Annotated in this window: 16 protein-coding genes; 12 read left to right on the top strand and 4 right to left on the bottom strand. The window is 50.8% G+C overall.

What is annotated here, in order from left to right; translation table 11 throughout:
- Positions 1–103: 103 nt before the first annotated feature.
- The gene (locus tag JW881_08895) at positions 104–1,420 is read right to left on the bottom strand and encodes a hypothetical protein (GenBank protein ID MBN1697616.1); all 1,317 of its coding nucleotides are present in this window, start codon (positions 1,418–1,420) and stop codon (positions 104–106) included.
- A 151-nt stretch (positions 1,421–1,571) separates the two neighbouring features.
- On the opposite strand from JW881_08895, the gene JW881_08890 reads away from it, so the two are divergent.
- Positions 1,572–2,102 carry a hypothetical protein gene (locus tag JW881_08890; protein ID MBN1697615.1) on the top strand — a complete coding sequence of 177 codons (531 nt, stop codon included), beginning with the start codon at positions 1,572–1,574 and terminating at the stop codon, positions 2,100–2,102.
- Positions 2,093–2,332: a hypothetical protein gene (locus JW881_08885; protein ID MBN1697614.1), complete on the top strand. Its 240-nt coding sequence runs from the start codon at positions 2,093–2,095 to the stop codon at positions 2,330–2,332. Before JW881_08890 ends, JW881_08885 begins: the two co-directional genes overlap by 10 nt.
- An 811-nt stretch (positions 2,333–3,143) precedes the next feature.
- Here JW881_08885 and JW881_08880 read toward each other — a convergent pair.
- Entirely contained in the window at positions 3,144–3,995 is an 852-nt protein-coding gene (locus JW881_08880; protein MBN1697613.1) for a deoxyribonuclease IV, read from the bottom strand.
- Positions 3,996–4,110: 115 nt separating this feature from the next.
- Between JW881_08880 and JW881_08875 the strand changes: the two genes are divergently transcribed.
- The 6 genes from JW881_08875 (at position 4,111) to JW881_08850 (ending at position 12,125) form a co-directional block, all read left to right on the top strand.
- Positions 4,111–5,088, top strand: a complete 978-nt coding sequence (locus JW881_08875; protein MBN1697612.1) for a prohibitin family protein — start codon at positions 4,111–4,113, stop codon at positions 5,086–5,088.
- A 261-nt stretch (positions 5,089–5,349) separates the two neighbouring features.
- Positions 5,350–7,440: a PAS domain-containing protein gene (locus tag JW881_08870; GenBank protein MBN1697611.1), complete on the top strand. Its 2,091-nt coding sequence runs from the start codon at positions 5,350–5,352 to the stop codon at positions 7,438–7,440.
- Positions 7,437–8,786, top strand: a complete 1,350-nt coding sequence (locus tag JW881_08865; protein ID MBN1697610.1) for a sigma-54-dependent Fis family transcriptional regulator — start codon at positions 7,437–7,439, stop codon at positions 8,784–8,786. The genes JW881_08870 and JW881_08865 overlap by 4 nt, the downstream gene beginning before the upstream one ends.
- 189 nt (positions 8,787–8,975) lie before the next feature.
- The gene (locus JW881_08860) at positions 8,976–10,223 is read left to right on the top strand and encodes a carbohydrate ABC transporter substrate-binding protein (GenBank protein MBN1697609.1); all 1,248 of its coding nucleotides are present in this window, start codon (positions 8,976–8,978) and stop codon (positions 10,221–10,223) included.
- A 161-nt stretch (positions 10,224–10,384) separates the two neighbouring features.
- Positions 10,385–11,281, top strand: a complete 897-nt coding sequence (locus tag JW881_08855; GenBank protein ID MBN1697608.1) for a sugar ABC transporter permease — start codon at positions 10,385–10,387, stop codon at positions 11,279–11,281.
- A 4-nt stretch (positions 11,282–11,285) separates the two neighbouring features.
- Positions 11,286–12,125, top strand: coding sequence for a carbohydrate ABC transporter permease (locus JW881_08850; protein ID MBN1697607.1), 840 nt, complete (start codon positions 11,286–11,288; stop codon positions 12,123–12,125).
- A gap of 22 nt (positions 12,126–12,147) precedes the next feature.
- Here JW881_08850 and JW881_08845 read toward each other — a convergent pair whose 3' ends face one another.
- On the bottom strand, positions 12,148–13,152 hold the full coding sequence (locus JW881_08845) for a metallophosphoesterase (GenBank protein MBN1697606.1): 1,005 nt from the start codon (positions 13,150–13,152) through the stop codon (positions 12,148–12,150).
- Positions 13,153–13,368: 216 nt separating this feature from the next.
- Between JW881_08845 and JW881_08840 the strand changes: the two genes are divergently transcribed.
- Together JW881_08840 and JW881_08835 are read left to right on the top strand one after the other, a co-directional pair.
- Complete coding sequence (locus JW881_08840; protein MBN1697605.1) at positions 13,369–14,688, top strand: TldD/PmbA family protein; 1,320 nt, start codon at positions 13,369–13,371, stop codon at positions 14,686–14,688.
- A 2-nt stretch (positions 14,689–14,690) separates the two neighbouring features.
- Positions 14,691–15,998, top strand: a complete 1,308-nt coding sequence (locus JW881_08835) for a TldD/PmbA family protein (GenBank protein MBN1697604.1) — start codon at positions 14,691–14,693, stop codon at positions 15,996–15,998.
- A gap of 59 nt (positions 15,999–16,057) precedes the next feature.
- Here JW881_08835 and JW881_08830 read toward each other — a convergent pair whose 3' ends face one another.
- A complete protein-coding gene (locus JW881_08830; GenBank protein MBN1697603.1) occupies positions 16,058–18,379 on the bottom strand; it encodes a PAS domain S-box protein in 2,322 nt (773 codons plus the stop codon).
- 282 nt (positions 18,380–18,661) lie between these two features.
- On the opposite strand from JW881_08830, the gene JW881_08825 reads away from it, so the two are divergent.
- Positions 18,662–19,018, top strand: a complete 357-nt coding sequence (locus JW881_08825) for a hypothetical protein (protein ID MBN1697602.1) — start codon at positions 18,662–18,664, stop codon at positions 19,016–19,018.
- Positions 19,019–19,178: 160 nt separating this feature from the next.
- On the top strand, positions 19,179–20,782 hold a 1,604-nt coding region (locus JW881_08820), incomplete at its 3' end, for a glycoside hydrolase family 9 protein (GenBank protein MBN1697601.1).

Here is a 20,782-nt window from a genome sequence, read left to right as displayed (position 1 = left end):
AGCCTTTCCGATCGATTATGTGTGCGAAAAGGTGTTTTTTTATTCTTTCCCGGATTGAATACCCGATAATGAGGTTATGTATCCGTGAACAATAGAATCGGTCTTATTTCGGTTCCCTGAAAAACTGTATATTATCGAGATACACTTCTCCCTGCCCGCTCATATACAGGAGACAGTCGTCTGACCCGTGCCGCCCCTGTTCCCAGGCGATTACCCGGGGAGAACTCCATTCTTCGGAAGCATCGGGATCGATCCGGCCGCCCGGGTAACTGAAATACGCGGAACTGAAGTTACCGTGTCTCCTGATACGGAATATGAGGATGTATATTTTTCCTCCTTCCGGATGAAACGTCAGTTCGGAGATACCCTGATTATAAACCTCCGCGGTCCGCGCGGCGGGCAAATAAGAGCCTTTTCCGCTTCGTGTAATGTCCGGGGCGAAGGCTTCAAAAACGCGCGGCAGCCGGGTCGAGATGAACTGCCTGAAATAAAAATGAAGATTGCGCAATTCGATCCTCGCGTACCCGTCGAGATAGAGATAGCAGGTCGGCTGATCTGTCGGCGGATCTGTCCATGCGACCGTACGGGATTCACTCCACGATCTTGACGCATTGAAACGGCCGGCGGGACATTGAAAATAGGCTGCGTTCATCGCGTTGTAATCGACGCGTAATTCGAAGGTCGCCTTGTATTCACGACCGCCTTCGAGAATGAAGTCGAGCCGGTTGATTCCGGAAGCCGATTGCACGTACGCCGTTGCCGCAGCCGGATCATAGGAGGTCCCGACGGATTCCGATATGAAGGGAACAAATTCCACCCAGCCGTCCCGGACAAAATTCGCTTTGATGATGGCATTGCCGTTAGTAAGCGTCACCGTTGTATCGGCGGAATTTCCGTTCGCGAAAGAAGCCTCGGACGATCCCTCCGGCGTCCAGTTATAAAACTGATATCCCTCCCCGGGGACGGCGAGGATCCGCTGCGCGATACCGTGCACCACCTCCGCTGGTATCGGGTCGGGGAGAGAGATCGTCCCGCCGTCGGAACTGAGGGCGATAAGCTGATAGACCGGTCTTCCGGGACCCACTTCCACGGATCCGGTTACGGCGTTCCCGGGTATTTTATCCGAGACATTCACGGAAATCGTGACAATAGCATCCGACTGTGGGGCGGTCCATGTCACCGTCGACCCCCCTTCATTGCCCAATACGCCCGCCGAACATTCCCAGTCGTAGGAAAGGGTATCGCCTTCCGGATCCTCAGCACGTGCCGTGACGGTGATGGTTTCCCCGAAAAGCGGGTTTTTTTTTGAAAGAACGATTTCCTTGATCACCGGGGGCTTGTTTGCGTCGAGGTTCAATTCATTACATCCAGAGACCGCAATTGCAATGATAATTGGCAGATATCGTGATATTTTTTTCATGGTGATTCTCCGTTTTCGGTTTATTAAAAACACAGCATACCATACAATGAGATCACTCGCAACAATTTTCTCTTTCGATCGATATTCCTTGATTGCAGGCTGAAAATACGATATAATCGTACTATTAATAACATTACGGGGAGGAAATATAATGAAAATAAAAAATAAATTGTCTCTTTTTTTCATCCTTTTTTTCGTTATCATGGGGACTTCGTTTTCATTTTGCGCCGAATGCGGCGATGCGGACGACAATGAACGGGTCGATATCGTCGATGCTCTGCATATTGCCCGCTACTATGTGGGTCTGGAGGAAGAACTTGCCGCCCCCGATGCGGCGGACGTCAACAATGACGACACGATAGACATACGCGACGCCCTCCTCGTCGCCCAGTACTATGTCGGCTCGATCGATAAACTTCAGTGCGGTGATGAGCCCGCACCGACCGCCCTGCCGAGTGAAGTCTGGGTGGCGCGGCCTTCGGGGATACAATGTGAGGTGACCTATTATGAAAACGCCATGGAAGCGCGTGATCATCTCGAAAGCGCGGGAATAACGGTACTCAATATGCGGGTCGCCACTTATCCCGTCATCACCCTCTGCGGAGTCCCGACCGGGACCGTCTACGAGGCGCTGATCCGTACGGAAGATCTGGAAAAAGCCGAAGCTTTGGGATGGGGATAGGTGGCGGTTTCGGACCTTCCCCGCTTCATGAGTTTCTTCTTCCCCTTGCAGACTGTCCCGAAGAGAAGCTTCGTCTCGATGCGGTCCGTGCGCTGAGTACCTGGGGGCTTCTCTATGCTGTCGAATCCCTCTCCAAAATAACCGGACAGCTTGTCGTGAATCCCTTCCTCAAGGCGGCGGCCGGAGACGCTATCAGGAGAGTCCGTTCGCGTTGCGCGCCCGGTGCGTAAGCCGGATGGCTTTCCATCCGGGAAGATAAAACGCACGATGGGTCGCTCAGTATTTCGGAAGGGATGGAGGAGGAAGGCTCGTTGAGTCTGCGGAAGCGGGAAGATGAGTAAAGAAGCATTTTATAATGCTTTTGGAAGTGCGGAAAAAGAGTCGGTAATGTATTTATTAGAGTCGAAGTATCCAAAATGGCGAATAATGATTCGTATAGAGAGAAATAAATCTATTTCGCCGAGGTAAATGTTGGATTATTTTATACAATTGTCGTAAATTCCTTTGAAGGGACTGTTGTAATTTCCTCTCCTTACTACTCCATTGCCTAAATCTTTTCTCAAATTCTTTAATAACTTCATTACCATACCTCTCTACCATCGTCAAAAACAACTCCAACAACCACCTTAAAAGCTGCGCGATACTGTAACAATTCAAATCCGCATGCAGCAACTTGATCTGTCGATACATAACCTCAGGGAAATACACATGCGTATGTTCCCGGCTTTCATCGGGATTGTCTGAAACCGCTCGATACCGGCTCATTCGCTGCCTTCCCCATTTATGTTCTTTTATGACCAAAGGATCGATGCAGGACAATATACCGATAATGACACCGGATAACGAACGTCTCGAACCGAACAATGTCAGGCTGCGCAGCTTCTCTTTCATTATATCCGTCATTACAAAATGGAATTCATGCGGACAGGATTTTGTCATATGACACTCCTTGAGTATTTGTTTTTATATATTATATAACGCTCGAAAAGTACATATTGCTTTTATTTTTCCTGAATCTGATAATAAAAAACCCGACAGGCGCTAAACACATTGCCTCAAGAATGTAAGATTCAATTTGTCCCATTCATTTTTTTTCCCTTTCGGCGTTTCGATACATTTTCCCGTCGCGATAAACCGGGCATCGTTCATGATACGGACAAACGTTTCCGGGCCGATCTTCCCTTTGCCGATATGGGTATGGCGGTCGCGGCGTGCCCCGCATTCGAAGAGGCAGTCATTAAGGTGTATAAATTTAAGCAGGGAAAGACCGATTGTATCATCGAAAGCACGCATGGTACGCTCATATGCTTCTTCCGATACGAGATCGTATCCGGAGGCGAAGACGTGACAGGTATCGAAGCAGACGCCGTACCGCGATCGGTAGCGGGCGGCCCCGATTATGTCCCTGAGGTGTTCGAAGCGGTAGCCGATACTGTGTGCGTGACCGGCCGTTGTTTCAAGGAGGATGGATGTTTTTTCATTACCGGAAGTTTCGATCGCGTCATCGAGGGTGGAAGCGATTTCCCTAATTCCCGTTTTTTCGTCCGAATTCCCGGTACTGCCGGGATGTATGACGAGAAAGGGGATGCCGAGTTCCTGTGTATTTCGCAATTCCATGGAAAGGAGGTCGCGTGATGCGGTCCGCACCTCGTTTTTTGCGGAAACGGGGTTGATGAGATAACTCGCGTGACTAGCGAGAATGAGGCCTGTCTTTCGCTGTTTCTCCCTGAAACGGCGGACAACCTCGACGGGGATCGGCGCGGCCGACCACTGCCGGGGATTATGGGTGAAAAGCTGGAGAACCGGACACCCGAGGGAGCGTGCGCGGTCGATTGCGATATCGACACCGCCGCCGATCGAAAGGTGCGCGCCGACAAGCGGGGTAGTATTCATTATCGATAATATACGGCCCGCCGGCTTTTTTGAAAAGCCCCGAACATCTTTGTTTGATAAAACCACGATTTTTTCCGAAAAGATAATTATAACAACCGTGGAAAAGGAGAGAAAAATGGCAAAGGAAAAAACGACATCACCGCAGAAAAAGGAGACCAAAACAGCCGGCCGGAGTGGTACGGGGAATCTTTTCGGCTGGTTAAAAAATTGTATTATAAACGTACGGCAATGGCCGCGGAAGAAAAAACGTACGGCGATTATCACCGCTATCGTGGTGATTCTGCTCCTGTTTCTGTTGAGCTTTATAAGCCGGCAGCAGCTTTGGGTGACGATCGAACCCGGCGTTCGCGGCATCATTTACAACAGGTTCGGGGGAGGCATATCGGACAGGATTCTCGGTGAAGGAACCCATTTTATCTTTCCAGGGTTCCAGGTATGCTACAGGGCACGGGTGGCCCGTCAATCCGCTGAAATCGAACGAGTGACCGCCGATTCCATCGAATTTCAGGATGTCGCCCTCTGGCTGAATGTCGAGTTTCAACTCGAAGAGGAACACCTGCCCCTTCTTTTCCGGGAATACGGGGCGAAAAGCAGCAGGGAAATCGTTCTCGATGTCATCACGCCGGCGGTCAACGAGGTGACAAAGGTGATCATCGTCAATTATCCGATCGGCGACGTGCTGCTTCACCAGCCCGATATCAAGGCGGAGATAACCCGGAGACTCGGGGAGGTACTCCGGCAATATTATATTTCGGTGATCGACATCGATGTCGTCAATATCCGCCTGTCACCGGATTACCGCGAGATCGTCGCCGAAACCGAGTATGCCGTGTACAAGGACAAACAAAAGACGCTGGAACTCGAGACGGAAAAAAAGGAATCCGAACGGCGTATTCTGGAGGCCGAGACACTAAAAAGGGAAAAGGTCCTCGAGGCGGAAGGGATAGCCGAGTATAATCGCATTCTGGGCAGACAGTCGATCACCCCGCAGCTGCTCGAATACAGAAAACTGGAAAACAGATCGGCCGCGATCAAAAAATGGGACGGCAAGCTTCCCGGGCAGCTCGGCAATGTCAGCGAATGGCCTTTTTAGCCCGGAATCCGCTTGCATTGCGCTTGCCGTATGAATACGGCGGGCATATATATGTATCACGTCGAATATAGGAAAAGTGCTAAAATCCCGTGTAAGGATTTCAATCCATGTATAATATTTACATATTTGACGTTGCTATAAAAGCTTGCTGCCTGTGAGAAATCCGGATTCACTTGCTATTGATGCCCGATTTCTGTATACTGCACTATCCACCTTTTCTCTGCGGGCGGATGCCGCTTATAACGGCACAACCAAAGTAACATGAAGCTACGGAGCAAGCTTTTCTATAGTATCTTCATCGTTCTCTTTCTCCAGATTATCCTGATTGCCGGTTTCAGCCTTTTTACCTTTTACCGGCAGGCCCGCAATGCTTCCCGCGCGGATCTTCTTTCATCCTTTCGTGACGCCCGCCTTTCACTCGAAATGCTTAAAAACAGACTGATGAACAATATTCATTTTCTCAGGTTTTATTTCACGGACAGAATGGTGAGTGCGGGCACACCGGATTTATTGAATAAAAGCATGTATGAATATTTCACGTCAATCCAGGCGGACTGGATCTTTATGCTCGATAAAAACAACCGTTTTGTCGTCGATGTGAGGAAACATGCAGAAAGGGTTTCGGCGATCGTCCATCAGATAGATCATTTTCATTTCCGGTATCCGAGAAACGAATTTCTCGTGTCGAGGGATCTTCAGGGTTCTATATCGCTCTTTCTGATTACCGGTACCGCGTTGTATCGGGAAGACGGGACATTGTTTCGTGTCTATATTATCAACAGAATCGATAAAAAACTGATCGATTCATTGAACAAGGAAACGGGAATCAATGTCGGATTTTTTATCGGGACGGAGTATATATGCTCCGATCTCACGCATTTTCCTCTTCCGGAAACAGGGTACGGTGAAATGATGACCCTCGCCGTTTCCTCGGTACCGTATCTGGTCTTCGGCCGGACGATATCCGTCGATATTCCCCGGGGCCTTTCCCTCGTCGTTTTGAAATCGACACTCGGCGATCGTATTTCCCTGTTGAGAATCGTCTATGTCTTTGTCGTCACCTTTCTCATCACGCTGGTGGTATCGTTTCTCATTGTTGCCTGGATGACCGGCGTCCTTCTTTCGCCGCTGTACCGGCTGCGTCAATGGCTCGAAACATACATGAAGGACGACAGGATCGAACCGCTTGCCATCCATACCGGAGACGAGATCGGTTTCATTACGAATACATTTCATACAATGGTAAGCAAACTCATCAAAGAGGAACAGATTATAAAGGAACAGCTTACTCAAATATCCTTTCTCCACCGCTATACCGACACCATCGTTAAAAATCTCCAGGCGGGCATTATCGTCTGTAATAAAAGTGAGGAGATCGAGTATGTGAATCCTTATTTTTGCGCACTCGTCAATCGGGCGCAGGAATCCGTCCTGCACGGGAATGTAAACGATGTGATCGCTGCGCATTTTACCCGTCAGGAAGGAGATTCACGTCTCGCCAACACGGGGATAATGATACCGGGTGTGGCAAGCACATTGCAGTATGTGCAGGCAAACGGCGAAGTGCTCCGGTTCATGGCGCGTATCGTCCCCATTACCAGACCCGATGAAGACGCGAAAATCCTCGTGGTTCTCGAGGACGTCACCAAAACGGAGCGATTGTGGCACAAAATACTCGTCGCGGAAAAGATCGCCTCGCTCGGGTTTCTATCCGCGGGAATGGCGCATGAAATAAACAATCCCCTCGGTTCGATCCTCTCCCACGTCAATTACCTCACCGAGGTCGAAGACGATCCTGAGAAACTCGATTCCCTCAAATGGATCGAGACCGAAACGAAGCGGATCGCTGCGATTATCGGGCGGGTTTTGTCTTTCGCCCGTTCCGATAATAAAAGCGATTCGACCGATGTCAACCGGGTCATTTCCGAAACGGCGGCATTGATGAAAATAGATTTTGAACAAAAACGTGTTCGCATCGACACGCATCTGGAGACCGGATGCCCCGATGTGCGGATCAACACGAACGAATTCAGGCAGGCTGTGATAAATCTTTTTCTAAACGCAGAACAGGCGATAGACGGCGACGGGCGCATTTCGATAGAAACAGTAAAGCGCAACGGTCATGTGCGTATCATCCTCTCGGATAACGGGTGCGGAATCGGGGAGAACGAGCTTCCGCACGTCTTCGACCCCTTTTTTACGACGAATCGGGGTCGGGGTGGTACCGGCCTCGGCCTTTCCATTACGTATAACATCATACGAAGGGCCGGCGGGGATATCTCGATCGAGAGCGTTGTCGGGAAAGGGACAACGGTCGTCATGACGCTTCCCTGCGAAGGAGGAAACCGATGAATATTTTGATCGTCGACGATGAAAAAGGACTCAGAAAGGGTCTCGGCAAGATGCTTTCACTCAAAGGCCACCGGGTATTCGAAGCTGAAGACCGCGAAACGGCGAAACGCATCATGTCCTCGCATAACGTGGAAATCATGCTTCTCGATCTGAAACTCGGAATAGAAGACGGTTACGGATTTTTGAAACAGGTAAAGGAGGAAGAAGCGCTCCTCTCCGTTGTCATTATTACCGGATACGGAAATATCGAAAGCGCGATCCGGTGCATGAAGGCGGGCGCGATTAATTACATTACGAAACCCATTGATCAGAACCTCCTTTTTTCGATTATCGAAAAGGAGCAGGAGGCACTTGCCATTCGGAAGGAAAATATCGGGTTCAGGCGTTCCCTGAAAGAACTTTCGGAGGTCGAAATCGTTCCGAGTCGGAATTTGTCCATGGCCAATATCGAACGGATTATCGGAAAGGTAAAGGATTCCGATGCGACAATCCTTATCCAGGGCGAAACAGGATCGGGCAAGGAAATTATCGCGCGAAAAATACATTTTACGGGAAAGTTCTCCGGCCGGCCCTTTATCGGTGTCAATTGCGCTTCATTGAACGACAACCTGCTCGAAAGCGAACTTTTCGGCCATGAGAAAGGGGCGTTTACCGGCGCATCGGAACGAAAACTCGGGCGGTTCGAGATAGCGGGGGAGGGAACGCTTTTTCTCGACGAAATCGGGGACATGAGCGGGGCGATGCAGTCCAAACTCCTCCGTGTGCTTCAGGAAAAAACATTCGAACGGGTGGGCGGTGTTCAGAGTCTTTCGGCGCATTGCAGAATCATCGCAGCGACGAACAAGCACCTCTTGGATTATATCAAGGAGGGAAGGTTCCGCGAAGATCTTTACTACCGCCTGAGTCTGGTGACCATTACCCTGCCGCCTTTGCGAAAGAGAAAGGAAGATATTCCCCTGCTTGTCGAACAATTCATCAATGAGGCGAACCTCCTTTACGAAAGAAATGTGAAGAAAGTGCCCGCGGATGTCATGGAAAAGATAATGGGGTATGAATGGCCCGGCAATATCAGGCAGCTAAAAAACGTGATCGTCAACGCGGTCATACTGAGTGAGGATGAAATGCTGTCGCATATTGATCTTCCCGGAGTGACGGAAGCCCTTCCGTTCCCGGAAGTCCCCGGGGAAAATCTCAAGACAATCGTGGGAAGGCATGTGTGCAAAGTGGAACAGCACCTCATCGACCACGCGCTGAAGCAATGCCGCGGCAATATCTCGAAAACGGCCCGGCAACTCGGTATCACCCGTAAAACCCTCTATGAAAAACTCAGGCAGTATAATCTGTAGTGTTACCACGGATAAACACGGCATGTTTAGTAAAGTAAACAATATAACGATTGCGCCGGTGTTTCACTGCGACCGTCCAATCCTGGTACATGATAATTCCCTATAATATCGATAGATAAAAATATACTCTATTTTGCCCCGACTGGTATGATATTTGCAAAAACATCCAAAATCCTAAAGGAGGTTTATATGAAAAAAATTATTGTTTTTTTTCTCGCGGCATTGCTTGTGCTCTCGTTTGCCGCATGTGAGGGAAAAAAGGCGGAACCGAAACTGGAAATATTCAGCTGGTGGACAGCCGGCGGCGAGGCGGACGGTCTTGAAGAGATGTTCAAGATTTACCGATCGAAATATCCGACCGTCGAGATCATCAACGCGACCGTCGCGGGCGGCGCCGGTTCGAATGCAAAGGCCGTCCTGGCAACGAGAATGCAGGGCGGAAATCCCCCGGATTCCTTCCAGGTTCATGCCGGTCACGAGTTGATCGATTCATGGGTCGTTGCGGGTAAAATGGAACCGATCACCTTCATCTTCGAAGATAATGGCTGGATGGACGATTACCCGCCCGGTGTGATCGATATCATCTCCTACAAAGGCGATATCTACAGCGTTCCGGTCAACATTCACCGCTCGAATGTTCTCTGGTACAACAAGAAGATCTTCAGCGACAACAACCTTTCAGCGCCGGTCACCTTTGAAGACTTCGGAATGGTCGCACAAAAACTGGCCGCAAAGGGAATCATCCCCCTCGCGCTCGGCGACAACGGGATCTGGGCATCGGTACACCTGCTCGAATCGATCCTGCTCGGGTCTTTGGGGCCGGAGAAATATAATGGTCTGTGGGACGGTTCGACCGCGTGGGACGGGGACGACGTCAAGGCCGCGCTCGGCAACTTCGTCACGGTTCTTTCGGTCGTCAACACCGACCACGCCGCACTCAGCTGGGACGCCGCCGCGCAATACGTAATCGACGGGAAATGCGCCATGACGATTATGGGCGACTGGGCGGAAGGCTACTTCAAGTCGAAAGGCCTTACCCCTGATGTCGAGTTCGGTTACGTGCCGTCACCGGGAACCTCGGGAAGCTTCATCATGTTATCCGACTCTTTCGGTCTTCCGAAAGGGGCCCCGCACCGGGACAATGCCGTCAAATGGCTTGCCGTCTGCGCGTCGAAAGAAGGCCAGGACGCCTTCAATCCCAAAAAAGGCTCGATCCCGAGCAGAACCGACGGGGACCCGGCCCTCTATGACGCGTATCTCAACTCCGCCATGGAAGACTTTGCCTCCAATATCATCGTTCCCAGCGTCGCGCACGGGGCCGCCGCCGCCGAAGGCTGGGTGACAAAAATCAATGATATCATGAGTCTTTTTGTCACGGACAAGGATGTGGAAAAAGCGGCTTCCGAGTTCGCGAAGGTGGCAAAGGATTTTATTTAAATATTATTTGACAGCAGGTTGGGAAAAGAATTATATAATGAGGGAAGGCTGCTTTTCGGGCGGCCTTCCTTTCATAAGGCTGTTTATATAAGAAAAGAAAGAGATCATTTTTTACCTGTCATGGGGGTACCGCGGCGCAGGGCCGCGCGCGAGGAGTGAGGATGGTTCGATCGAAAAAAGATGTCATTATCGGTATCGCCATTGTGGTCCCGTCGTTCATACTGGTACTCATTTTTGTCTACGGATTCATCGCATGGACGTTCCGTGTGGCCTGTTCGGCCTGGGACGGCCAGCTTCCGAACTTCACATGGGTCGGTTTCAAACATTTCGCATCGCTTTTTTCGAGCACGCGCTTTCAGATCGATCTCTGGAATACCCTCTATTTCACGATTCTCTTTCTCGCCGTCTGTATTTGCGGGGGGCTGGTTTTCGCGATGCTGCTCGACAACATCGTCCGCGGAGAAAATATTTTCAGAAACATTTTTCTGTTCCCCATGGCGATATCCTTTGTCGTGACCGGGGTCGCCTGGCGGTGGATCTTCAATCCCACGGTGGGAGTGAATGTCCTTCTCGAGCGGATAGGTCTTTCGTTTGCCGCCTGGAACTGGTATATCGATCCTTCGCAAATTTTCACCTTCCATGTGGCCCTTATTCCGGTGGTGATCGCCGCTTCATGGCAGTATATCGGCTATATCATGGCGATGTTCCTTGCCGGGCTTCGGGGGATCCCCGATGAGATCATCGAGGCGGCACGAATGGACGGCGCGGGCGGTTTCCGTATATTCATGAAGATCATCATCCCCTCACTCAAACCGATCATTCTTTCGGCAATGATCGTCCTGGGCCATGTTTCACTGAAAATATTCGACCTCGTGTATACCATGACCGGCAAAGGGCCCGCATTTGCCACGGATATGCCGGGCATCTACATGTTCGAGACCACGTTTCAGGGGAATCATTATGCCGAAGGGGCCGCCATTTCGATCATCATGCTGCTTATGGTCGCGCTGGTGATCTGTCCTTATCTCTACTATGTTTTACGGAAGAAGGAAGGATAACGGGATGACGATCGCCTCAGGGGTGAAAAAAAATATAGCCGGATCGGGTATCTATCTCTTCCTGATTCTTTCCGCGCTTTTTTTTCTCGTCCCTATATATGTGTTTTTAGTCACCGGATTGAAGAGTTTCAGGGAAGTGAATATCCAGAATATGTGGGACCTCCCCAGGGCGCTGACCTTTGACGGTTTTACCGCCGCGTTCGGAAGGCTGACCCCCAATTTACTCAACAGCTTTCTGCTCACCATCCCGGCCACGATCGTTTCATCCCTGCTGGGTTCCCTGAACGGCTATGTGATCTCCAAATGGCGTTTCAGGGGGGCGAATGTCATTTTTATCGTCATGCTCTTCGGCATGTTTATCCCTTATCAGAGCATTCTGATCCCGCTGGTCCAATTCTTAAGCGGGATACGGCTGTACGGGCATCTGCCCGGTCTGATTCTCACCCATATCGTCTACGGAATCCCGATCACCACCCTTGTCTTCAGGAATTATTACCTTGAAATCCCCGATTCACTCATCGAAGCCGCCCAGCTTGACGGGTTCGGAATCGTCAATATCTATCTGCGGATCATTTTTCCCATTTCGGCACCCGCCTTTGTCGTGGTCATCATCTGGCAGTTCACCAATATATGGAACGAGTTTCTTTTCGCGGTGGTTCTTGTCCAGAACCCGGTGGATCAGCCGATTACCGTCGCCCTCCGGAACCTGGCGGGAAGCCAGATCGTGGAATGGAATGTCCAGATGGCGGGGGCACTGATCGCGGCAATCCCGACACTCATCATTTATATCCTTCTTGGTAAGTACTTTATCCGCGGTCTTTTAGCCGGCTCGGTCAAGGGATAACGGGAAAAAAGTTTCGCATTTTTTATTTGACCGCCCCGACTTCCGCCCCGGAAAGAATAAACTCATTGTTTTCATCGATAATATAGAGATCATGATACGGCGAATAGCTTTGAATCGATACCGAATTGGTATTCGGGTTTATCTCGATACTTCGAAGATACCCGCCGCCTCCTTCCGGGTTCATCTGATAATTGATCAGCATCTGATAGACTGTATTGCCGTGATCCCCTTTCGAGACAAGGATGCCGTTCCCGTCATTCAGGGTATGGCCGCAGAAAACAAAGGAGATGTTTTTATGCCTCCGGACGAGTTTGTCCCACATCCTGACACCGTCGTTCGCCCCCTCCGCGCTTCGTCCCACGCCATAGGCGGCGGGAGCCCATGCGTGCGATCGTTTCGATCCGTGGAGGGTGTTGTCCGAATAGAGATACAAATGGGTAATGATGATCACCCTGTGTTCCGGGTGCCGTTCGACGACGGTATTCGCCCATTCCAATACCCTGTCGCGGGGGGCGAACTCGAGCACCAAAACAAGGTAACGGAGACGTCCCGCATTGAAATAATGATAACAGTTATCCATCTTCCCTTCTTCATATAACCCGCCGAACCACGGACAATCCCTGTACCGCCATACGCCGAAATATCTGTTAAAAAGGGCCGTGTTTCTCGTGTTCGCATTGCGGCCCGTATCGTGATTGCCGGGCGCGATTGCGTACGGTACTTCTCCGTCGAGGAGTTCCATACTTTTCGATGCCCGTTCCCATTCTTCCCTGGTATTGTGGTCGGTGACGTCCCCCTCATGAAAGGCGAACAGAATGTTCATTGCGGATTTGTTTTCCCGTATCCACCTCGTCTGGGCGTCGAACAGGTGGGGATACCTGAATGTGTAATATTGGGTGTCTGGAAGAACGATGACGGTGAATGTGGGATATAAGTTCTCCCGGTAAAACTCCACGCTCAGGAGAATCATAAAGAGGAGAAGAAACAATAACAGCATAAGCGGCAGGCTTTTGATTCGGGCGTTCATGTATCCTTTTCATTGGTTAATATCGGTATAAAAGCGTATCGGGCTTTCTTTTTTTCTTCACTTGACCATATGTCCCGTATAAACCATAATGAAGCGTCAGGGAGAATATCTCCATGAAACATCCGGATATCTTATTCCCGTTACGGAGGTGCCAGGGTGATTGACAAAGATCTCAGCCGTTTCAATAACCATATTGCAGGCTATACCGAACTCAGGATGCAGGATAACCGTTCGTTATCCGTCGCGTTCGTGAAGGGGAATCTGATGAGAAACGATTACCGGTCGGAAAGCGGTGTGTCGGCGCGTGTTTTCAGGAAAGGATTATGGGGATTTGCGTCCCATCCCGAACTTGTCGATCCCGCTGTGACCTCCGTCCTGAAGTCGGCGGCGGATAATGCCGGGTTTTTGAGTTCAAAGGTCGACGGGGAAGACATCACACTGGATCGGACACCCGTCACCTCACATAACGATTTTTCGACGAATAAACCCAGGTTGAACCGGGAGTCCCTCGTCGCGTTTGTCAAAGAGATCGACAATTATATCGAGACAAAACTTAAGCCGGTTTCAAGCCGGACGGTAAGCCTTCGCTGTCTCGATATGGAGAAATCGGTGGTCACTTCATACGGGTCCCGGTTTTATTCGATGATACCCCGTTCGAATATCATCGTGTCGCTGACCGTTTCCAAAGACGGACAGCCGGTCGACCTCTATGAGGTGTTCGGGGGTCTGGGACAATTCGAGGATGTCTTTCACGATCCGTCTGACCTTTTCCGGGAGATCGATATCCTTCACGAACATCTTGTGAAAAAATGCGAGGGTGTTTTCCCTCAGGCGGGCTGCGCGGAGTGCGTCCTCGATTCCAGCCTTGCCGGTATCCTGGCGCATGAAGCCCTCGGACACACGACGGAAGCGGATATCATTCTGGGCGGGTCCGTCGCCCCCGATTACATGGGCAAAGAAGCGGCAAGCCCCCTCATCACCCTCATCGATTTCGCGCATACCGCCCTTGAAGAGACCTGCCCCGTCCCCGTTTACGTCGATGACGAGGGGACGAAGGGAGAGGACGCGGTGATCATCGAAAAGGGAATCCTCAAAGGGTATCTGCACAGCAAGGAGACCGCCGCGCAGTTCAATCATGCTCCGACGGGCAACGCCAGGGCGTATTCGTTTTCGGACGAACCGCTTATCAGGATGAGGAACACGGCCATTCTTCCCGGCGGGAGCACCCTCGAAGAGATGATCGACGGAATCGAGGACGGATACTACCTCCTCAAGACAAGCAACGGACAGGCCGATTCGACCGGGGAGTTTACCTTCGGAATCACACTCGGCTATGAGATCAAGGGGGGCAGGCTGAAACGGGCAATCAAGGATACGACCATTTCCGGTATCGCTTTCGATGTTTTGAAAACGGTGAGTATGGTTTCAAAAGACATGACCTGGATAAACGGCGGATTCTGCGGCAAGAAACAGCTCATCCCGGTCGGCATGGGCGGTCCGGCGATAAAATGCAAGGTAACAATCGGAGGGAAATAGCAATGCGTGATATGGAAAATGACAAAAAGATCGCTGAATATTGTATCGAAGCCATGCAGAAAAAAGGCGCGGATAAATCACAGGTGGTTCTGAACCGGGTGAAGAAGGAAGAAATGAATATCGAAACGGGTAAATTTTCCCTTATGCGGACAACCTTTGATATAAATTGCCACCTGAAGATGATCAGGGACAACCGTCTTGGTATGCTTTCCGTCAATAAACTCGAAAAGAACAACCTCGATCAAGCCATTGAGACCATTTTCACCATCGCCGCATCATCGCCTCAGGATACGGCCTATGATATGGCCGGGAAACAGCCGCCCGAAAAATTTTCGGCGGGCTATGCGGAACCCGAAAAGGATACCATGTTCGAACGGCTCGCTTCGTTTTGTGAGACGGCAAAGGCGCAATTTCCCGATACGATTCTTGAAGGCGTCATCCTCGACTTTAAAAAAGACAACGCCGTGATTCTCAATTCGGAAGGTGTGGATTTTTCGGTCGGGAAAGGGGTGTACGGGTTTTCCACCATGTTTACGACAAGAAAGGGAAATAAAAGTTCTTCATTCAATTATTCATCGTTCATGAGGGAACGTCTCGATAACGAACTCGTCGATTGCGGTTCGGTGGCGACCCTTTTACGGCAATCCTCCGGACAACTCGAACTCGGCAATATTCCCGGCAAGTTCGAGGGGGACATTATTATCACGCCCGACTGCCTTCAGGTTGTTATCGAATTTTTTACCAGGCAGCTTTCCGATTATTACCTTGTCTCCGGAACAAGTGTTTTCAAGGAACGCCTCGGGAAAGCTGTCGCGTCTCCATGCTTCACCCTTCATTCCCGTCCCCTGTCAAACGAGCTTTCCTACCACTACTTCGTCACCTCCGACGGATTCAAGGTAAAGGACGCTACCATTGTCGATGAGGGGGTTCTCTCTTCCTTCCTCCTTTCACTCTATGGTTCGAACAAGACCGGACTGCCCATGGCGGCGAACAATGGCAGGTGTTATGTGGTCGAGCCGGGGAATACCCCTCTCGACAAAATGATCTCGGAAGTAAAAAAGGGGCTTCTTCTCTGCCGCGTCTCCGGCGGCGAACCGAATGATAACGGAGATTTTTCCGCGGTCGCGAAAAACAGCTATTTTATCAGGGACGGCGAGATTCAATACCCTGTATCCGAGACCATGATTACCGGCAATATATCCGATATGCTGCGGTCGATCGGGAATATTTCACGGGAAAGAATAAACTTCGGGGACGCTCTCTTCCCGTGGGTGCAGACCGGCGGCATAACGATCTTCGGGAAGGAATAAAAAAAGGCTGCCCGGCGATACGCCGGACATACGGCAGTCAGACGTTGACTCCTCCCGGATCACCGTTTCGAGTTTCTTTCGAGCAGGTTCGCGAGTTCGGATACGCTAAAAGGTTTTATTATGCTGTCCGTAAAGCCGTATTCGGACGGATGTGCGATCACGGGATCGTCGGCATAGCCGCTTGAAACAAAAATCGGCACGTCCCTGTCGGTTTTTCTGATTTCACGCGCCGTTTCTTTTCCGCCCATCGCCCCCCGAACGGTAAGATCGAGGATAACGGCGGAAAATGGCGCCCCGTTCTCTTTTTCATCATTGAATACCGCAAGAGCTTCTTTACCGTCTTTGGCGGTGAGGTAACTGTAGCCGAGCATTTTCAGGATTTCACCAATACTTTCACGTATGACTTGTTCATCGTCCATGAAAAGGATTTTTCCTTTTCCCTTCATCAATCCCGGTTTCCGATCGTCGGCTTCCATTGTATCGTCTTCGTCGAAGGCGGGCAGAATGACGTGACATATCGTTCCGGTTCCTTCCTCGGATTCCACCTCTATGACGCCGCCGTGATTCGAGACAATCGAATAACTTGTCGCAAGACCGAGTCCGCTTCCTTTCTGTTTTGTGGTGAAAAACGGATCGAATATATAGGGTAAAATGTCCTTTGGAATTCCCCTGCCCCGATCCCTGATTGATATTTTGACGTATTTCCCCGGTCCGAGATTCGGATACTCTTTTTCATGTATAATGGTGTTGGAGACCGATACGTCGATCGTGCCGCCGTCCGGCATCGCCTGAATCGCGTTTATAACGATATTATCGATAACCTGCCCGATCTGGTTTTTATCGAATCTGCAATACGCACAATCGTCATCGAAAACGAATTTGCATTCGATATTCGACCCGCTTAAAACAAACTTCACCGTATCCTTGATAAATGGGGCGAGCGGCTCGGTTTTTTTTATGGGTATACCGCCTTTTGAAAAAGTAAGCAGCTGGCCCGTCAGGTTTTTCGCCCTATTGATCGTTTTGACGGTATGTTCGAGAAATTTTTTAACCGAGGTATTTCTCGAGTTCATGGCGGCCAGTTCTATGTTCCCGTAAATACCTCCCAGAAGGTTATTGAAATCATGGGCGATTCCTCCGGCCAGAATCCCGAGGGATTCCAGTTTCTGGGCTTTTTGGGCTTCTTCAAGCAGTCGCTGCTTTTCGGTTATGTCCCTGAATACCAAAACGACGCCGATGATGTTTTTTTCCTTGTCGAAGATAGGCGCCCCGCTGTCCGCGATGATTATTTCCGGCTTGTTCCTGTTTTTTGAAAGAAGAACCGTGTGATTCGCCAGTTCGACGATTTGTTTTGTCGCAAGCACCTTGTCGACGGGATTTTCACACGGCTGCCGTGTGATTTCATTGATGAGGACGAATACTTCGGAAAGGGGCCGTCCTTCCGCCTCCTCCTGACTCCAGCCGGTAAGGTCTTCCGCGATCCTGTTCATGATCACCACGCCGCCTTTTGTGTCCGTGGCGATGACGCCGTCCCCGATACTCTGAAGCGTGACAAGAAGCCGTTCATGTTCGGCGGCAAGCATGATTTCCGCTTCTTTTCTTTCCGAGATATCCTTTACGGCGCCGATAATAAATAACCTGCCGTTTTCATTCGTCTTCGGATAGACATATATATGAATCCAGGATTTCCCCTTTTTCCCCCTCACCGAGCGGCATTCCAGTTCGCCCGCCTTTTTTTCCGCAAGCACTTTTTTGATAAAATCGTTGAATTTATCCCAATCATCCTCATCAATGACATGTTTCCACATTTTCGATGTTTTAACTTCGGTGACATCTCTGCCGGTAAGCTTCACGAAAGAATCGGATACCCATTGTATTTCCATTGTCCCGTCGTCGTTCACGGCAACGACAAAGGTGTAATCCGTCGTAATTTCGCTTATGATTTTATTACGCTCTTCACTCTCGAGAAAATCCAGTCCGGTATTTTCATTTTCGCTCATGTCTTCCACTATGCCGAAAACATGGGTGACGTTCCCGTCGTTATCCAGTCTGAGGTCCCCGCGGCCATGGACAAGATGTATCTGTTTTGTTTTTACATTTATTATTTTGTATTGTTTGTCGAACCTGTTCTTTCCATTGATGACATGATCGAGCAGGTAATCACGCATCATTTTTTTATGGTCCGGGTGAACAATGTCAAGCCATCCCTCGACGGTTCTCCCGTAACCGGTTTCAATACCGAATATTCTGTCGACCGCCTCCGAACCGCACCATGTCCCCGTACCGACATCGAAGAGATAATAACCTGTTCGCATTAATTTTTTCTTTTGCTTCGATTCTTTTTCAGATGATGTTTGTCCGGATAAAAAATTTTTTTCCATGAAAAACCGCCGTATTACTCCTGAAATTAACTATCCGAATCAAAAAGAAATTGTGCGGGAATATATCGTTACGGTTATGTTGTAATACAATTCGGGTCCTCGAATGACGAATGTATACTTTAATTATAGTCAAATGGTCTACAAAGTCAAATACAATATTTCGTTCCTAATACGCTTCCCGGCCTTGTTTTTACCGTGCGATTTTTATGAGAATGAATCTTTCGATGCACGGGTCTTGCCCCGGACGGTGAAAAAGAGTATTGTACGGCAGGGATACTTTTCATGTTTACCAGAGAAAGCGATTACGTCTGTCCGCGCTGCTCTTCCCATGAGACACGGAAACTCCGGCCCGGCTATATCGCCGCGTCCGGTTTCGTATTCATGGGACTCGGCGCGTTCGTTTTTTTTATCCCGATAGCGGGCGTCATTTTTCTCGCGGGTGGCGTGTGCGCGCTTGTCGCCTCTCCGTTTCTCGCGAACACCCACCTCTGCCGCGGCTGCGGCAATCTATGGAAGGCAAAGGAACAAAAAAAAATACCGGCGGGCCGCATTATCTGCTTCATGGAGCGGGCGGGGAAGTTCAGGCGGGGCGGCCGTAAGGGCGTCCCGGACGAAAGCGCCGGAGACGGGGAAGAGTGAGGGGGATGCGGTAACGATTGGGTAGCCGCGTTATCTATTAGGCCCTGTCCCCATAGGCTTTCTCCCCATACCCGTTTAAGCGTTTCACCCGATTGCCCCCCATGATCTTTCTGCTACAATGACGACAACAAAAAAACAACATCAATAACGGAGGCAATCGATGAAAGTAAAAATAAAAGTTATAGGACTTGCCGCGCTCTTTTTTACGGGCGTTTTCGTCTGGGGCTACGATTACCATGACGCCCTTGAAAAGGGGCTCTGGTTTTTCGACGCGAACAAGTGCGGGCCGGACGCGGGCAGGGACAATGTTTTTTCTTCCTGGCGCGGGGCGTGCCATACCGGTGACGCCGACGGCTCGATAAATCTGACCGGCGGTTACCACGACGCCGGCGATCACGTCAAATTCGGTCTTCCCCAGTTCTGGACAGCATCGGTTTTGGGATGGACGTACTACGAATACACATCCGTGTTCGACAATGCCGGGATTACCGATAAAATGCTTTCCACCCTCAAGTATTTCACGGATTTCATCCTCGCCTGCCACCCGGACCGGAACACCCTCTACTACGAGGTGGGTGAAGGGAACGCCGACCACGGCTACTGGGGCCCGCCGGAAAACCAGACGGGTTCGAGGCCGGTGAAAAAGGCGAACCTCTCGAGTACGGGTTCCGATGTCTGCGGACTCGCCGCGGCCGCCCTGGTCCTCATGTCGCTCAACTACCGGAGTATCGACTCCTCGTATGCGGACCGGTGCCTTACCGCCGCCGAGGAAATCTACAATATAGGTATTACCAATGTCGGAAGGTGCGACGAGGGATCGTTCTACCCGAGTACCTCGCACTACGACGACCTCGCCTGGGCCGCGGTCTGGCTGCATATCGCGGGGGGGAGTTACTCCCTGCTCGAGGACGTGGAGTACTGGATGGACACCACGGAGAACGATTACGGGGACGACAACTACAACAAGCAGTGGGCACCGGCGTGGGACGACTGTACGGTCTTCGTCATGCTCAAGATGGCGCAGCTGACGGCAAAGGCCAAATTCCGCTACGGGGTGATCAACAACCTCACCTGGTACCGCGACGAATGCACGAAAACACCCTACGGCCTCCCGTGGCTCGACAGCTGGGGCGTGCTCCGTTACGCGTGCGCGGAAGCCGGATTGGGGTACCTCGCCTATAAATGCATCGGTTGGGACGGGTATCTCGAAACCGCGGACGTTACCATGAATTACACCCTCGGAAGCAACCCGAGGAACGGTTCATATGTCACCAATTACCTCACCAATCCGCCGAAGCACCCCCACCACCGCGCGAACGAACCAAACCGGGACGGCAACACGAAAGGGATGGTCGGGGCGCTGGTCGGCGGGCCCGACAGCAATGACAACTACACCGACGACGTGAACGACTACACGATGAACGAGGTCGCCCTCGACTACAATGCCTCGTTTCTCCTGGGGATGGCCGGAATCGCCTGGGAAAAGGGGGGCGGCACGCCCGACCCGACCCCGACCCTCGATCCGAGTATCACCCCGACCCCGCTTCCCGAAGGGGCGGACGGCGACATCCGGGTCGAGTACATGTGCGCCGAGACCTCGGCGTCTTCTTCCCAGATAAAGCCCTCCCTCAATATCGTGAACCGGAGCGGCTCGGCCGTTCAGATGAGCGGGCTTACCCTCCGTTACTACTATACGCCGGACGGGGTGGACGAGGAAGAGTTTCACGCCGATTATTCGGTGATCGGTTCGGCGAACGTGACGGG

The sequence above is a fragment of the Spirochaetales bacterium genome, assembly GCA_016930085.1.
GTDB lineage: Bacteria > Spirochaetota > Spirochaetia > SZUA-6 > JAFGRV01 > JAFGHO01.
The sequence above is the reverse complement of the archived record's forward strand: the minus strand, read 5'-3'. Positions and strand labels throughout refer to the sequence as shown.